The 15,268-nt window shown below is 42.0% G+C and carries 15 protein-coding genes and 1 pseudogene; 2 read left to right on the top strand and 14 right to left on the bottom strand.

The window, feature by feature from the left end:
• Positions 1-3: 3 nt before the first annotated feature.
• The 7 genes from AC6H3C_RS04605 to AC6H3C_RS04575 all read right to left on the bottom strand — a co-directional run bounded on the left by AC6H3C_RS04605 (position 4) and on the right by AC6H3C_RS04575 (position 7,475).
• Positions 4-849 carry an ATP-binding cassette domain-containing protein gene (locus tag AC6H3C_RS04605; protein ID WP_497519507.1) on the bottom strand — a complete coding sequence of 282 codons (846 nt, stop codon included), beginning with the start codon at positions 847-849 and terminating at the stop codon, positions 4-6.
• Positions 839-1,741 carry an alpha-D-ribose 1-methylphosphonate 5-phosphate C-P-lyase PhnJ gene (locus AC6H3C_RS04600; protein ID WP_497519506.1) on the bottom strand — a complete coding sequence of 301 codons (903 nt, stop codon included), beginning with the start codon at positions 1,739-1,741 and terminating at the stop codon, positions 839-841. Before AC6H3C_RS04600 ends, AC6H3C_RS04605 begins: the two co-directional genes overlap by 11 nt.
• An 11-nt stretch (positions 1,742-1,752) precedes the next feature.
• Positions 1,753-2,850, bottom strand: coding sequence for a carbon-phosphorus lyase complex subunit PhnI (locus tag AC6H3C_RS04595; protein WP_497519505.1), 1,098 nt, complete (start codon positions 2,848-2,850; stop codon positions 1,753-1,755).
• A gap of 2 nt (positions 2,851-2,852) precedes the next feature.
• On the bottom strand, positions 2,853-3,461 hold the full coding sequence (gene phnH, locus AC6H3C_RS04590; RefSeq protein ID WP_497519504.1) for a phosphonate C-P lyase system protein PhnH: 609 nt from the start codon (positions 3,459-3,461) through the stop codon (positions 2,853-2,855).
• Positions 3,461-3,874, bottom strand: coding sequence for a phosphonate C-P lyase system protein PhnG (locus AC6H3C_RS04585; RefSeq protein ID WP_497519503.1), 414 nt, complete (start codon positions 3,872-3,874; stop codon positions 3,461-3,463). The genes phnH and AC6H3C_RS04585 overlap by 1 nt, the downstream gene beginning before the upstream one ends.
• A gap of 147 nt (positions 3,875-4,021) precedes the next feature.
• Entirely contained in the window at positions 4,022-4,606 is a 585-nt protein-coding gene (locus AC6H3C_RS04580; protein ID WP_497519502.1) for a hypothetical protein, read from the bottom strand.
• 106 nt (positions 4,607-4,712) lie between these two features.
• Entirely contained in the window at positions 4,713-7,475 is a 2,763-nt protein-coding gene (locus AC6H3C_RS04575) for a TonB-dependent receptor (protein WP_497519501.1), read from the bottom strand.
• Positions 7,476-7,705: 230 nt separating this feature from the next.
• Here AC6H3C_RS04575 and AC6H3C_RS04570 point away from each other — a divergent pair, with 230 nt between their 5' ends.
• Together AC6H3C_RS04570 and AC6H3C_RS04565 are read left to right on the top strand one after the other, a co-directional pair.
• A complete protein-coding gene (locus AC6H3C_RS04570) occupies positions 7,706-8,374 on the top strand; it encodes a thiamine phosphate synthase (protein WP_497519500.1) in 669 nt (222 codons plus the stop codon).
• A gap of 65 nt (positions 8,375-8,439) precedes the next feature.
• Positions 8,440-8,784, top strand: a pseudogene (locus tag AC6H3C_RS04565) (DNA N-6-adenine-methyltransferase); the annotation flags it as partial.
• Positions 8,785-8,861: 77 nt separating this feature from the next.
• Here the strand turns inward: AC6H3C_RS04565 and ilvA are convergent.
• The 7 genes from ilvA to AC6H3C_RS04530 all read right to left on the bottom strand — a co-directional run bounded on the left by ilvA (position 8,862) and on the right by AC6H3C_RS04530 (position 15,230).
• Entirely contained in the window at positions 8,862-10,118 is a 1,257-nt protein-coding gene (gene ilvA / locus AC6H3C_RS04560; protein WP_497519499.1) for a threonine ammonia-lyase, read from the bottom strand.
• A gap of 170 nt (positions 10,119-10,288) precedes the next feature.
• Positions 10,289-10,861, bottom strand: a complete 573-nt coding sequence (locus AC6H3C_RS04555) for a YkgJ family cysteine cluster protein (protein ID WP_497519498.1) — start codon at positions 10,859-10,861, stop codon at positions 10,289-10,291.
• A gap of 91 nt (positions 10,862-10,952) precedes the next feature.
• Positions 10,953-12,173 (bottom strand): RNA polymerase sigma factor, encoded by a 1,221-nt coding sequence (locus AC6H3C_RS04550; RefSeq protein ID WP_497519497.1) that lies wholly within the window; start codon positions 12,171-12,173, stop codon positions 10,953-10,955.
• A gap of 8 nt (positions 12,174-12,181) precedes the next feature.
• Positions 12,182-12,520: a YciI family protein gene (locus AC6H3C_RS04545; RefSeq protein WP_497519496.1), complete on the bottom strand. Its 339-nt coding sequence runs from the start codon at positions 12,518-12,520 to the stop codon at positions 12,182-12,184.
• Between the two features lie 54 nt (positions 12,521-12,574).
• Positions 12,575-13,048, bottom strand: coding sequence for a carboxymuconolactone decarboxylase family protein (locus AC6H3C_RS04540; protein WP_497519495.1), 474 nt, complete (start codon positions 13,046-13,048; stop codon positions 12,575-12,577).
• 152 nt (positions 13,049-13,200) lie between these two features.
• The gene (locus AC6H3C_RS04535; protein ID WP_497519494.1) at positions 13,201-14,394 is read right to left on the bottom strand and encodes an MFS transporter; all 1,194 of its coding nucleotides are present in this window, start codon (positions 14,392-14,394) and stop codon (positions 13,201-13,203) included.
• Positions 14,391-15,230 carry an arylamine N-acetyltransferase family protein gene (locus tag AC6H3C_RS04530; RefSeq protein WP_497519493.1) on the bottom strand — a complete coding sequence of 280 codons (840 nt, stop codon included), beginning with the start codon at positions 15,228-15,230 and terminating at the stop codon, positions 14,391-14,393. The genes AC6H3C_RS04535 and AC6H3C_RS04530 overlap by 4 nt, the downstream gene beginning before the upstream one ends.
• Between the last annotated feature and the right edge of the window lie 38 nt (positions 15,231-15,268).

The raw sequence follows: 15,268 nt of genomic DNA, 5'->3' as shown, positions 1-15,268 counted from the left end.
AGCTTATATGAGTAATGAATTAACAAGTGTTTGTGTATATACATGTTGAGGGTCTTGCAATATTTGGTCGGTTAAGCCAAATTCAACCACTCGTCCATTTTTCATGACCATAGTTCTGTCGGTAAGCATTTTAATCACCCCCAAATCGTGCGAAACAACAATCATTGATATATTCAGCTCATGCTGTAAATGTTGTATTAAGTCCAGCACTTTGGCTTGAACTGAAACATCTAAGCCCGTTGTAACCTCGTCTAAAAATAAAATGGGAGGGTTGTTTGCAATTGCCTTTGATATCTGCACCCGTTGTTGCATTCCACCGCTGAATTGTGAAGGCGATACATCCATTCGTTCAATGGGAATTTCTGTTTTCTCTAATAGTTCTGCTGCACGGGTTCTTATTTTTTCAACATTAAATTCACCCGATAGGAGCAGCTTTTCTGCTATATTCCCTCCCGATGAAAACTTAAAGTTCAATCCGTCTTTTGGATTTTGATAAACGGTGCCCATCAGGTAATTCTTAATATGTCTTTTATTTAAATTTGATTCCTGAAGAATATTTACTTCTCCGTTTTTGTAGTTTTTGAGATAAACCTCTCCCGAGGTTGCCTCCAAATCAAAGTTTAACAATTTTATAATGGTGCTTTTACCTGAGCCGCTTTCGCCCACAATACCAAGCACTTCGCCCGGGTAAAGACAAAAATCTATTTGAGCACATGACACAATAGCCTTTGTATCCGGGCATATATTTGAGTTAAACAAGGGCCCTGTTCTTGATGTAGTTGTATTCACCGGCTCACCGTAAATTTTAGTGAGGTCCTTTGCTTTTAGAATCCAATTATTATTTTCCATTTCCCAACTTATTTAAATAATAATTTGAATGTTGCTCAGGTTCAATTTTTTCGAGCAATTTGTCAAGATAACCACTGTCATTTATGACATGAGATTTATTCCCGAAATCATCATATATTTCATCCATAAAAGCCATGTTTTTACCTGTAACGGCACAAGTGGTATCCTTAAAGTTTTCAATTTCAAACTTAAGGTCTTCAAACTCCAATGGTTGCACTTTGGTGTATGGCGGAATGGCATACAAACGCTTTTCCCTGCCTGCCCCAAATAAAAACAAACACTCGCTATTATTGAGGTTTGGGGTATCCCAACGGGGTATGGGGGTAGGCGACATGATGTACCGGTCGTTTACTCTCACGGGGTAATCAGAGCTTAACAATATGGCGCCAAACTTTATGTAGGATTCGTATAAAACCAGCCACATTTTTGAATAGTCCATTTCGGCATGCATCCTGCGCGCAATCGCCTCATAACGTTCAACCTCTTTAAGAGGCTCAGGTTGTGGTACCTGAAGCACCATAATCTGTCCGTTTTTTAATTTTTCTTCGGGAATGCGGTGCCGGGTTTGAATAATTGTAGCACCTGCCGAATCAAAAGTGGTTTTGCAGTTAGTAGTTTTAACAACAAAATCTCTTAAAGTGCAGGCGTTTACGCTGGCATCACTTCCCTGATCAAAAACTTTTAGAGTATCGTGCTTTCCTATTATAGAAAAGGTGATATGTAAACCACCTGTTCCCCACCCTCTGGCAATTGGCATTTCGGGCGATGAATAAGGTACCTGATAACCAGGAATACTAACCGCCTTAAGAAGCTTTCTCCTGATTTCTTTTTTTGTTGCTTCATCAATAAAAGCAAAGTTAATTTGAAAGCTGTATTTTTTAAATTCTTTCATTTAGTTCAATTTTATTCATGAAACAAATTTTCTTCTTCGGCATTAACTTTCCTCACATTATCCAAACTAGCCTGAAATGTCACGTAATGAGGTAATTTTAAATGGTTGGTAAATCCGAGTGCATCAATACCTTCTGTGTGGTATAAAACAAATTCCTGGTCTTGAAAAGGATACTCAGGGTTCCCGCCCCTCATGCTCCGGTCGAGAATGCCCATGCTTATAGCTTTTGTTTCATTGTGTCCAAAGCATAAACCATAGCCAATTGTAAAAAATGGTTTATCTTGATCTGATTTTTCTTCTACTTTGGAAATCATCTCAGCTTCTGTTATGCGAACTTTTCCTATATACCTTTTTTCGCCATACTTGTCGGTAATATATATTTTAACATACCCAATCCTCAACTCTCCAACAGTCGGGTGGTAGGCCGTCAGACCTCGTATAGCCGAATATGCCATAGTCATTAAACCACCTGTTTCAGCTCGGGCCATCATTTGCAACCTGGCTGAGCGAGGTGCAGGAAACTTTAATGACTCTTTTGTAACATCAACAACTGTTTTGTTTTCAGCGTCGCCATATTCTTTCAAAATACCTTCGCTAATAAGCAGGTCGGTAACTTTAGAAAAAGTTAAATCTTCTATGAAAATTTGGCTTTCAGTATTTTGACTTAGCTTAAAAACCAAAGTATTCAATTCATTCGGAACTTCCAGAAGCGAATTAAAATCCATTATTTTTGGAGAATAGTCTCTGGTCGGGCCCAGTATTTGTCCACCAGGAATTTCCTTAAACGAGGAAGAAATTCTACGTTCCAGTTCTATGTCAGACGTATTTACAGACTCCGAATAATACTTTCGTTCCAACGAAGCCCGAAAAGCCCTTAAAATAAAAGCCGCCTCCAGCACATCTCCTTCAGCTTGTTTAAAGGCAATAGCAGCATATTCTTCGGAATAAAGTGAAGCTTCACCCATTATTTTGCTAATGACATGTCGGAATTGACCTATTATTTGATTAATTGAAACAGGTGGGGTATTGCTCTTCAGCCTGAAAAAATTCACAAGCAAATCGGCATATTCTATAGCTTCGGCGCCACCTTTAACTGCAACGTATCCCATTTTTAGTCTTTTAATATTGTAATCTTGGCCGATCTTGGCAGGACAATAAATGAATTGTTATTATCAGTCAGGATGATTTCTATGCCCAGCGGAAATCCGGCATTTACAACAGCTAACGCATTTAGGGTTTCATCTGTAATGCCATCAACACAAACAGTTCGGTCTGTTTTAATTCCTGGGCCGGTCAGATTAATTTTTTTGCTGCATTTATTTGTCCCTTCACTAATTTTTCTTACGGATATTATGACGGTGGCCCCTTTTTCCGGATACAGTAGTTCGCCTTTATTGCAATTGAGAATTGTATTTGGGTCGGCATTCTCACTGAGAAAAAGAAATTCAGCCTCTTTTTCGTTCATAATCTTTACGGATGTATTTGTTTTTAAATAGTTCTCAAAATCGTCAAAACAATCATCGACAAACGCTGAGGTATCTGCATTCAAAAGAGCCATGGCAATGTTGGCCATTGCTGTGTTAGCCGGAGAAGGCGGTGATAGAAAAAGTGTATCAAACACACCTATTTTTCCAGGATGCGCATAACAGTCTAAAATAATTCTGTACTGACTCTGCGCATCATGTACAATGTCGTATTCTATCTCTTTTAACATTTCCATTAGTCCATTAATTTAAAATCTACTTTAGATTTCATGATTTTAGAGAGTCGATTCTTTTGCTCCTGGCGAATTGAATTGTGCTCTGTCAACATGAACTCCTCTATCTGTTTTTTCGCAACTTCGTTGTTAAGTTTTTCAACCGCTTTTATTACTGCTATGCAGTAAACACGTTTGGGCTCATCGCCAACAACAATTCCATATCCTATTTTGTCATCTATTTTAACTTCACATTCCGATGTCAGAACTTCACCCAAATAGAACTCTTGTTTTTCGAGATTGTCGTTTGCCCTCACCATAGCCATGCACAAACCGGGTTCTGTAATTATTTCAATATGGAATTGATTTTCAAAATCCGCTATAACCTGAATAAGGTTATCCAATTGACATTCACAAAGTATTTCGTTTCTATCCATCTTTTTTTTGCTAAAGTATTTCTCGTATTTTAGGTGTTGATTAATGGCTGTTTAATATTTCATTAGAAATATTAGCTGATCCTAATATTGATTAATTATCAACATCAGAAAACAAACTTTATGAGAGCAGAAACAGTCGTTTAACAATTAGTAAGTCAGCTGCTTTAAAGTTAAAGGCGAGGATGCTTCGACAGGTGTAATTTTTACAAAATTGGCTACAATTTGTTTATTTAACTTACTCAATTTCTTTTGTATCTTTGAAATATGTAAAATATCGGTAGAGACAAATTCGAACTCCTGTTTTTCGAAATGCTCTTTAGAAAATGTGGTATATCGTATATTGTTAAAATAATAATTATATGGCTCGCCTTTCCAGTTAAAAGTCATCTTGTTCAATATAACGAGATAATTACAATCATATAAATTACATAAATTCATTAAAGCTGAACTGTTGTTTACATCCATTACATCGTCATAATTGATTAGCTGCACACTAATTTCAGGACCATATTTTTGAAAACCCGATATAAATACTTCGGTCATTTTATCACCTAAATCATATTTATTAACGCCTATTTTTTTACATAATATATTGTGGTCCCAATAATCGCCTATGCTATCGGTTTCGAATTTTACAACTACTATTTTTATGGAATCACTACTGTGCTGCGCATGCAGTTGATTTGCTGTAAAAGCAAACATTGCCATAATTATAAATACTAAATTTCTCATGATACAAGCTTGTTTATTTAATGTGAAGTGTTAATGTAGATTTTTTCATTGCAAAAATTCAAAGCACAACAAAGGCAGGAGAATAAAATTCTCCTGCTTGATATTTTTAAAGATTAAATCTTACACCAATTTGACCTCTGATTCCGTAATATTCGGCTTGAGTTACCCTGCCTTGGCCAGGACTGCCAACTGTATAAATCATTGGTTCGTTCAAAATGTTATTTAGCTCAGCATAAATTCTAAATTTTTTCCCCAATAAATACGAAGCCTGCCAATCCATGCTTGTATATTTATCGTACCACTCATCTTCTTCGGCTGATGACTCATAGGTCATTACGTAAGCTCCTTTGTAGTTGAGCGCCAAGCGGGTATTAAACTTTCCTTTTTCATAATATAATGACGCATTAAAAATATTATCGGCCTGTCTGGGTGTTTTTAGTTTTTCGCCTTCCCTTTCAGGTATAGTCATTTCCGATTTCATAAGAGTGTAGTTACCTGATATACCAAAGCTTTTAAAGAATCCCGGCAAGAAGTCTAAACGCCTATTGAATCCCAATTCAAGTCCTGCTACCCATGCATTATTGCCGTTCCTGTCCTGGCGCACATCAACATCAGGGATACCATTGTATTCTGCAACTCTTTCGGAAGATTTAAATATAGGGTCGGTAATGCGCTTGTAGAAAACACCTGTCATGATATTCCCCACGTTAGAGTAGTAATGCTCTCCTGTCAAGTCAAAATTCCAGGCTTTGGTTGGAACAAGATCGGGGTTGCCCACATCAAACCTGAAATCGTGTGCCTGGTAAAAACCGCCGGGGTTTAATGAGTTATAATCGGGACGGGAGTAGGTTTTTGTTGTCGAGAATTTCAAATTGGTATTATTGCTTAAAGAATATCGGGCATGCAACATTGGCAAAAGCAAGAAATAATCGTTTTTTCCCACTCTTTCAATCAATGTATTATTGCCTTCGGCGTCGGTTTGAATTTCATAACCATTAACTGTAACACTGGTGTTTACTCCCCTAAAACCACCGGTTATTATCAAATCTTTATTTACAATATATGTACCCATGATATATGCCGCCAATGTTTTTTCATTCAGGTTGAAATTAGCTCCAACATATTTAGGACTTTCTTTACCTTCATAGACTCGGGCAAGGTTCGGATTCTTATAAAAATTGTCAATTTCTTCAACAGTCAAAACCGGTAACAATTGTCCTTTATAGGGCGCTCCTTCTTCAATGAGCCAGTCGTTATTGCTTGGGTGCTCTATTGTATTGTAATCAGACATTGTAGGGGCCTCTTCTGTTCCGACCCATTTCCATGTTGTATTGCCACTTGTCCTGTCGCGTTGTTTATCCCTGTATTTGCCTCCTGTTTTTATCGTTAACCCGATATTGGTTCTTTTTTCAATATTAATGGAGGCATTGATTCTGTCGTTGTCTTTAATCCATACTTGTGATGATTGCGCAGAGCTAAATCTCATGCTGTTAAGGTCTAAATCAGAAGTAAGAAGTAACGGAATGTTATTCCATTTATATGATCCGCCTTCTCCTACAACTAAGTTTGCTCCTTTATCTATGCCATCAAAATCCATAGGTTGGCTGAATTCTGTCCAGTAATAGCCGTTGTCACTTCCATCCGGCAAGTCTCCATACCAGAATTCGGCAGTCCTGCTTGATAGCTTCCAATCTAATTTTGTTGAATTATTTAAATCGTGTATCCCGCCAACTTCATTACCCAAGGTTGAATAATTAAGAATATTGTGAATATTCTGCGATGAAACTTTTTCTTTGGCATACTCAATCTTCAGTTTGTAGTTTACTTCATCATCATTGAGTATTCCATACATTCCCCGATAATAAATTTTATTGTCGTCATTAAATTTGTATTCTGCACTTCCGTTAAACCCGAGAGTAGTTCTTTTTCCGATATAGTCCCTGATTTCTGTTCTAAAAACTTCGGTGCCAGTATATCTTGGCTCAAAATTGTCAGTTCCCCAATTTCTTACCCAAATAGATGAGTTAATCAAATAACCAAACTTTTTATTTTTTGACCGATCCCCAAAGAGTAAATTTCCACTATAGATAGGGCCTTGACCTTTTTGATGGTACCCGGAACCGAAGTTCATGTTAAGCGTTCGTTTTGATGGAGCCGTTTTGGTAATAAAATTTATATTTCCTCCCAGGGCATCAGCCTCCATATCAGGGGTGAGGGATTTGTTCACCTCCACAACTTCTATTAAATCAGAAGGAAAAGCATCAAGCATGGTTCCGCGGTGATCTGATTGTTCTTCTGCAGTTGGCATTCGGTCGCCATTTAAGGTAGTTGAACTCCATTGCACCGGCAATCCCCTAATAGCCGGATATCTACCTTCTCCTTGATCCCGCTCAATCGAAACACCTTGAATTCGTTGAACAGCTTCGGCCGCATTTCTATCGGGCAGTTTCCCGATACCATCTGATGTAATTACATTTACTGAACGAATAGAAATTTTTTGCATATTCAATGCGTTTGCTTCGGTCTTCCGCCAAGAACCTTGCACAACTACCTCATCAATAGCCTGATTACTTTTCAAGATTAGCTCACCAAGATTAATTTCTTTTCCGTCAATGATTTCAACATGCATTTTTAATGGTTCGTAACCAATAAATGACACGTTCAAATAGTAAATACCAGATTTACTGATAGTTAATTTGAAGTCGCCATTAAAATCAGAGACTGTACCATTTTTGGTTTTCTCCAAATAAATACTTGCACCTGGCAAATGACCTTCTTCGCTTGTTACAGTCCCTTTTACGACCCCTTGGGACCAAGCATTAATAGTGAAGATTGCCACCAATACTCCTAAAAGATAGATTCGTTTCATTTCGTTTTTTTTTAAGATTATTTTGGTAGCGAAAGTAGGTTCTGATTATGAATGGGATTTTAGTAAGTGAATAAAAGTTCGTTAATTTGAACTGACTTCGTTTAAATGTTTTCCTAATAATTCTAACACAAAGGACATGTAACTTTAACAATTGCTATTTCGCTGTATTTTCATGATTTATGGAAGAAGAATGTTAGTTTTGCATCAATTTTTATATAAGGATTATTGACATGAAAATCATCTTGCTTTCAGATTATGAGAATATACCTGGAGAGATTCAATTAGTAACTAAACTCTTTGAACATGGATTGCAATACTTTCATATCCGAAAAAGAAATTATACTTTTCTTGAATTAAGTGATTATATCAACAACATCCCTTCAGAATACCATAAGTATTGTATAGTTGATGAGCATATTGAATTAGCCCGTGAATTGGGTCTTATGGGCGTGCATTTTACTAAGCAGAATACAATTCAAAAATATGCAAAGGCTAATCAAATGACTGTAAAAGAAGTAATTGATAAATTTCATCATATCAGTTTCACCTTGCACTCGTTGAAAGATTTAAATGAATTAAAGAAGTTAGACTTTAAATATGATTATGTTCTTTTGAGTCCCGTATTTGATAGTATTTCAAACGTTGGTTATAACAGCAAACTTAATATATCTGCAATTAAAAGTTTTTTAATCAAAAATAAAGATCTTACAAATGTTATTGCGGTTGGGGGTGTTGCTGCTGCCAGAATCAGAGATGTGGTAGAAAACAACTTTGATGGCGTTGCAATTCTAGGTTATATGTGGGAAGAATTTAAAGCTGACCGGAATATCGGGAATGCTTTAAAACGGTATGAGGAGTTATTAGAAATGGTAAGGATTTGGGGAGGAGTGAATGGATAGGGGATTTTGATTTGGACCCGGCTGTCTTTCCGTAGGCATACCGGCCGAAACAATCGGCAAAGCATTTTTACACAGCAAAAGAAGATGTATTGAAACAACCGTGGGGTGGCAGGGCATGGATGAACCTGCCCTATTCCAGCCCGCTGGCGGAAAAGTTCCTTGAAAAGATGTCGAAGCATAACAACGGTATTGCCCTGGTCTTTTCCATGATTGAAGCCAAATGGTTTTACGATGTGGTGCTTAGCCACGTGAAGGCTGTGAAATTCCTCTACGAAAGAATTCGGTTTTTCAGGCCTGACGGGACAAAAGGCATGCCGCCCCGGAACGGGTCGAGGCTTGTGGCTTACAGCAGGGAGAATGCGATTGTACTGACGAACAACATGCTGAAAGGCAAATTTGTATTCCTGTAAAAACGATTCAAATGGAAAAAGCAAGAAGGAAAATAACAATAATGGCATGGCAACTCAGTCGCACTGTCGGTGAATGATTAAATCAGATACTGAAACAAATCCGGTTTTTCATTCACATATTCATACACAAAACCATGTTCGCTCATCCGCCTGACAAGCCCGTCGAAGTCGTTCTTGTCGGTCAGCTCAATCCCGACAAAGGCCGGACCTTTTTCGCGGTTATTCTTTTTGGTATATTCAAAGTGGGTGATGTCGTCGTTCGGGCCAATGACAAATTCCACAAAATCGCGCAAGGCGCCTGCCCGCTGCGGAAAACGAACGATAAAGTAGTGTTTCAGCCCTTCAAACAACAACGAACGCTCCTTGATCTCTTCGGTGCGGGTGATGTCGTTGTTACTGCCCGACACGATGCACACCACATTTTTTCCTTTTATCTGGCCGGCATAATAATCGAGCGCGGCAATCGAAAGCGCGCCGGCCGGTTCAACCACAATGGCATCGCGGTTATACAGCTCCAGGATTTTAGTACAAATACGGCCTTCGGGCACCAACACGATGTCGTCGACCACCTGCCTGCAAATTTCGAACGGAAGGTCGCCGACACGCTGGACTGCCGCCCCGTCAACAAACTTATCGATATCCTGTAAGGTAACCACTTCGCCCTTCTTCAGCGACTCATTCATGGAAGGAGCGCCAGCCGGTTCAACTCCAATAATTTTAGTGGTCGGGCTTACCTGCCTGAAGTAACTGCCCACGCCTGCAATCAGTCCGCCACCGCCAATGGGCACAAACAAATAATCGATCTGACAGGTAGAATCCTGAATGATCTCGAGCGCCGCGGTGGCCTGTCCTTCAATAATCAGCGGATCATCAAACGGATGAATATAGGTTTTCCCGTTTTCCGAGCAGTCTTTCCAGGCCTCGGCGCTGGCAGCGTCGTAGGTATCGCCATGCAAAACAATTTCAACGAATTGTTTGCCAAACATCTGTACTTGTTTTATTTTTTGCCGGGGTGTCGTAGTGGGCATATAAATTTTACCCTGAATGCCTAACTTCCAGCAGGAGTAAGCCACACCTTGAGCATGATTTCCGGCGCTGGCGCAAACGATCCCGTTTTTCAACTGTTCTGTTGTCAGGCTTTTAATTTTATTATAGGCCCCGCGTATTTTGTATGACCTGACCACCTGCAAATCTTCCCGTTTCAAAAATACCTTGCTGCCAAACTGTTCCGACAGGTTTCGGTTTTCGACCAGAGGCGTGGCATTCAACACCTCGTTAATCGTCAGTTTTGCCCTGTTTATTGCCTGTAATGATGGAAAATATCCCTTCGCCATTTCTTTTTCTTATTTTAATGAAAGCAACATTCCGGATGCTTTTCAGTTCACAACCGGATTTTCAGTTTGCAAAAGTAGATGGCTTTCTCAGACCGAAAAAGTTTTTTCGCGAAAAACACAGCGATACCTTTCTCTTTTACGCAGGCTTAACAAATTAACGCGACAGCAAATCAGGCCGGTTTGCGCTTGCCCCGGTATAAATAATAAGTCATCACCAATTCGATTGCCTTACGGATCGCCTCGTTGATTTGGAACTGTTCGTTTGCCAGAACAAAATCGATGGCGGTCAGGCGCATATAATAATCAGTTGCCAACGGGGCCTTATTAAACACCTGCGGGCTTAGCTGTTGATAAGCGGTCGATTCTTTAATGGTTTTACAGGTAATGAGCCGGATTTCCCGCTGTTTATTCAGGTTAGCCGCGAAGCCAAACAAACGGCAGATTAATCCACGGTACGGGTATGAACGGCAACCGCCGGGTTGGTCACCCAGAGGCGAGAACAGGATACAAAGGCTGTTTTCGGGCAGTTCTTCCAATTGATTGTATACCGACTCGGCCGTTCCATCTCGGTAAAGCTGATACGCCAATGGCAAAAACTCGAGCGGCGAGGCCGAGATATCTTTTTTTAAGCAACACAAATGGCAGTTTGCTGCACAGGCCATCCCTGCATTCTTTCTGAATTTTTCAGTGTGCAAAGCCGCATCATTCAATACTTTTTGCACGCGTTGAACCTTCCTGTACATCGAATATCCTCACGATAATTTGTTTCCACTAACTGCGCCAAATATATCAAATTGTTGTGCTTCCTGATACCCGTAAAACCACTATTTTTAATCAAATTAAGAAAATTTTACGTTGAATTACTTCTTTTTCAGTCTGGGTTCCGGCTAAGGCATAAGCCCTTTGAAAATTGGATTTTGCCCTTTCCTTATCGATGGTCTTATAAAGTTCGCCAAGCAGTACAAAATAAAAATGATTGCTCCCCAACTTCAGGTTTTCGGCTTCTGCCAGCGCGGCCTGCCTCCCGTTCGCTTTGTACAGGGCAAATGTCCGGTTAAGCGCCACCGCGGGGGAATAATTCACCAACATAAGCTGATCGTACAGGTGTAGAATGTTGTCCCATTTTTCCGGCGTATCTTCCTTGATGCAATGCCACGAAGCGATCCGCGCTTCCAGATGATACGAGCTCAGCTCATCCCCTTGGGCCGAAAGGTTCAAAAAATACATCCCCTGATCGATTAATGCGGTATCCCAAAGCTCGTCGTTTTGCTGTTCGTACAGAACCATCGCGTTTTCGTTTGTCTGCCTGGCGCTGAACCGCGAAGCATGAAAACACATGAGCGCCATCAGGGCGTTTGTTTTTGGCTGCCTGGTCTTTTCGTATTCCGTCAGCATGAGCCCCAGCCGCATTGCTTCCAGGCAGAGGTCTTTCCGTAAAACCTGGTTGTTGGTTTTGGAGTAATAACCTTCGTTAAACAGCAGGTAAATGATGCGTAAAACATTATCGAGGCGCCTGTTAATTTCAGTTTCGGGCGGGAATTCCATCCTGACCTGTTCATTCCTCAGCTTTTCTTTTGCCCTGAACAGCCTTTTATTGATGGTTTCCTTGCTTGAAAAAAAAGCCTCGGCAATTTCATCGATGCCAAACCCGCAAAGAATACGCAGCGCTAATCCGATTTGCGCTTCGCTGGCAACAGCCGGGTTGCAAATGGCAAAAATCATTTGCAACTGGCTGTCGTTGATGTTCTGCTGCGAGAAATTTAATTCTTCGCGTTCACCATCGATTTCCCGGTTTAATTCAGGAATTACCTTTTCTTCAAAAATTTTATTTCTCCTGAAAAAATGCAGCGTTTTTTGTTTGGCCACCGCATAAAGCCAGGCTGCCGGATTCTTGGGTACACCTTTCATCCCCCAGGTTTCGGCAGCCTGAAGAAAAGTTTCGCTAACCAGGTCTTCGGCGGTTTCGATGTGCTGCAATCCGTAAAGTTTACTGATCACCGCAACCATCCTCGAAAATTCCTGTTGAAATAACTGTTTTAGAGACTCGTGTTCCATTTGCAAAATTACTCATAAAACGGCCGGATCTCAACACTGCCGTTAGAATCGAGCGCCGGGCAGCCGTGGGCCAAGGTGGTGGCTTCATCCAAACTATCGGCTTTAACCACCATAAAACCCCCCAGTATTTCCCTGATCTCGACAAAAGGGCCATCGGTCACCACACCACCGGGTTTCAACACTTTTCCTTCGGTTGAAAGGCGGTTCCCGTGGCTGACAAACTTCCCCTGCGAGGCAATCCCTTCTACCCAATTTTGCCATCTTTTTGCGATCTGTTGCATTTCTTCCGGCGAAATGCTTTTGGTGTCATAACTTTGTTGACGGAACAGGAACATAAATTCTTTCATTTGCTTTTGATTTTAATCTTTATTCTAACTGAAATCTGTTTCAGGAATAATCACCTAACTGGCGTGTACCGCGTATTGTCCGACTTCGTACGTACCAGCGGGGGTGCGGAAAGCAATGTTGATCCGGTTGTAGCTGTTAATGGTAATCACGGCCATCGTCAAATCAATCAATTCTTCTTCAGAAAACTGTTCCCGCGCCTGCTCATACACGTCATCCGGCACATGCCCATCGGTCACCTTGGTAACGGCTTCGGCCCAGGCCAGCGCTGCCCGTTCGCGTTGGGAATAAAAAGGCGTTTCTCTCCAGGCATCCATCATGTAAAGTCGCTGTTCGGTTTCGCCCTGTGCGCGTAAGTCTTTGGAGTGCATATCCAGGCAATAGGCGCAGCCGTTAATTTGCGACACCCGGAAATAAACCAGGTCCAACAGCATTTTTTCGACAGGCGACTTGGCCAGGTACACCCCTAAACCATACATCGCTTTTACCGCACGCGGACTTTTCTCGAAAGCATTAATTCTCTGTTTCATTCTGTTTTTGTTTAATTGTCTGCTTTCAGGCAGACGGATTATTGAATCTGTTTTACACTTCTATAATGAACGGGATTTCTGAAATTGGACATGAAAAGACATTTTTTTTTGCGGATGAAGTCTGAAATGTGCCAGGGGAGAGGTAAACCGAATCAACGAATGGCCATTATGTTGATAAATGCGCGGATGGGCTGTTTCAGCAACACAAATGCAAAAGCGACACTCAGCAAAACCACACCGGCTCCCCGGAACAGGAAGTCGAGGCCAAACTCGTCGGCAATGGGTTGGCCGGCTACGGGCGACATAAATTGTCCAAGGAAAATGGCGGTGGTTAAACCGCCCACAGCACGGCCGCGAAAAGCTGCGGGAACCTCGGAGGTCAGCCACACATTCAGATTGGGAAACATCAGCCCCGTTCCCAAACCGCTAACCGCAAGTCCGGCGAGTACCGGCAAATGACTGTCACCCAATCCGATCAACAGATAACCGGTTCCCATCAATCCGAAATTCAGCGAAAGAATGGAAATATAGCCCATCCGGGCCCGAACCCGGCCATAAAACAAGGATGTTACCATTCCCGACAGGGTAGCCACGGCAATGGCCATTCCGCTGGCCGTGGGACCGGCTCCAACCAGCGTCTTCAGATAAAACGGTATTTGCAGGGGAACAAAATAAAAGATGATCATTCCCAAAAAGGCCACACCGTAAATCAGTGTAAGCAGCCTGACCGGTTTGACAACAGGTTCTCCCACTGCATTTTCCGTATTCACTTTTTTCACTTGATTGACTGGTTCGCTGAGTGACGAGATGACCAGCGGTATCAATACGATGGAAAACAAATAAATCGTAAACGGCCAGCGCCAACCGACTTCTGTCAGGGCGCCTCCTGCTGTCAGGAAAATCACGCCGCCAAAACTCATGAAAGCCGCCTGCCAGCCCATAAAGCGGAAACGGGACTGGCCTTCGTAATAGTCGGCGACAAGCGTGGTGGCGCTGGTCATGATCCCGGCCACTGCGATTCCCAACAGGGCGCGTCCTGCCAGAATTGCGCCGATCGAGTCGAGATAAAGCCCCGAACTGCCGCCAATGCCGTAAAGAATCATGGAGGGAATGAGTAAACGTAAGCGTCCGTTCCGATCGAGGAACCAGCCGACAAGGGGAGCTGCCAGCACGATGAACAAGGCAGGCATCGTAAAAATCAGCCGGACCCAGAGTCCAACATAGTTCACTTCCCTGAAGTGGGCCTGTATCGATGGTAGCGCCGCAGCAATGGTGGCTCCGGCCATCACCGTTAAACTGCTCACCAGCAACAGCGCCGCTTTTGTGGAAAATCGATCGGCGTTCATACTGTTTTCTCCATCTTTATGATTATTTTTCCCAAAATAGTGTCCAACTCCGGCACATCCGGAAGGGCAACCAAGAAATACTGTTCGAGGACTTGCCGCAATTCGGCAACGGTTTCCAGTGTCCGCTTCTCGGTTTGGCCGTGAAGATGATGAATGGAGAACTGATTTTCCCTCAGCGTATAACGGCGCGACGGATTAACCTCCGGACGGGCAGCAATCAATCCGGTTACAAAATGAGATTCCGGATGATTGGAAAGATACCAGTTGGTTAGCTGGTAATCTTCGCGAAAATGTTCACTCAGATTGAAGCGATACAATGCTTTCCATTCTTCTTCTATCCGGGTAAAAAGCAAATACTCCTCTCCTTCACTGACCAGTCGATACGGTCCATGAGGCGTTTTTTGCTCTGTTTCCGGCTCCAGCAGCAAGGGCGCAGTGGCTACCATTCCTCCAAAACCCACATCGGAAATATATTTTCTGCCTTCGGCTTCCACCAGGATCAACATGTGCCCGCGGGGAGTGATCCGGCCTTCCGGCACATTCCAGAGTACACGTGCGGCCAGCCCTTTCGCCCGAAATCCCAACGATCTCAAAACATCCATAAACAGGAGATTTTGTTCGAAGCAGTACCCGCCCCTGTTTTCGCAAATCAACTTTTGCTGAAGTGATTTCGAATCAAGTAAAACCGGAATTCGCAACAGGGGATCCAGGTTTTCAAAAGCGATGGCCAGCGGGTGAAGAAGGTGGAGCTCTTTTAATACCTCCAGGGTCGCTTCCCGGGGACCGTCGTAAGCAATCCGTTCAAAATAAGCATTCAAATCAATTTCTGTTTTCATTGTTTCTTGTTTTTCAATTATCCATTGTCCCGTTTTAC

This window comes from Gaoshiqia sp. US2 (assembly GCF_059705485.1).
Note: the sequence above shows the minus strand (reverse complement) of the source record. Positions and strands in the feature narration are given on the sequence as shown.

Bases quoted from the DNA above. Each gene is read 5' to 3' on its own strand.
- AC6H3C_RS04540 (WP_497519495.1), bottom strand. From the start codon at position 13,048: ATGAAACAGAGAATTAATGCTTTCGAGAAAAGTCCGCGTGCGGTAAAA.
- AC6H3C_RS04595 (WP_497519505.1), bottom strand. From the start codon at position 2,850: ATGGGATACGTTGCAGTTAAAGGTGGCGCCGAAGCTATAGAATATGCC.
- AC6H3C_RS04600 (WP_497519506.1), bottom strand. From the start codon at position 1,741: ATGAAAGAATTTAAAAAATACAGCTTTCAAATTAACTTTGCTTTTATT.
- AC6H3C_RS04575 (WP_497519501.1), bottom strand. From the start codon at position 7,475: ATGAAACGAATCTATCTTTTAGGAGTATTGGTGGCAATCTTCACTATT.
- AC6H3C_RS04585 (WP_497519503.1), bottom strand. From the start codon at position 3,874: ATGGATAGAAACGAAATACTTTGTGAATGTCAATTGGATAACCTTATT.
- AC6H3C_RS04605 (WP_497519507.1), bottom strand. From the start codon at position 849: ATGGAAAATAATAATTGGATTCTAAAAGCAAAGGACCTCACTAAAATT.
- AC6H3C_RS04550 (WP_497519497.1), bottom strand. From the start codon at position 12,173: ATGGAACACGAGTCTCTAAAACAGTTATTTCAACAGGAATTTTCGAGG.
- AC6H3C_RS04570 (WP_497519500.1), top strand. From the start codon at position 7,706: ATGAAAATCATCTTGCTTTCAGATTATGAGAATATACCTGGAGAGATT.
- AC6H3C_RS04535 (WP_497519494.1), bottom strand. From the start codon at position 14,394: ATGAACGCCGATCGATTTTCCACAAAAGCGGCGCTGTTGCTGGTGAGC.
- AC6H3C_RS04530 (WP_497519493.1), bottom strand. From the start codon at position 15,230: ATGAAAACAGAAATTGATTTGAATGCTTATTTTGAACGGATTGCTTAC.
- ilvA (WP_497519499.1), bottom strand. From the start codon at position 10,118: ATGGCGAAGGGATATTTTCCATCATTACAGGCAATAAACAGGGCAAAA.
- AC6H3C_RS04555 (WP_497519498.1), bottom strand. From the start codon at position 10,861: ATGTACAGGAAGGTTCAACGCGTGCAAAAAGTATTGAATGATGCGGCT.
- AC6H3C_RS04580 (WP_497519502.1), bottom strand. From the start codon at position 4,606: ATGAGAAATTTAGTATTTATAATTATGGCAATGTTTGCTTTTACAGCA.
- AC6H3C_RS04545 (WP_497519496.1), bottom strand. From the start codon at position 12,520: ATGAAAGAATTTATGTTCCTGTTCCGTCAACAAAGTTATGACACCAAA.
- phnH (WP_497519504.1), bottom strand. From the start codon at position 3,461: ATGGAAATGTTAAAAGAGATAGAATACGACATTGTACATGATGCGCAG.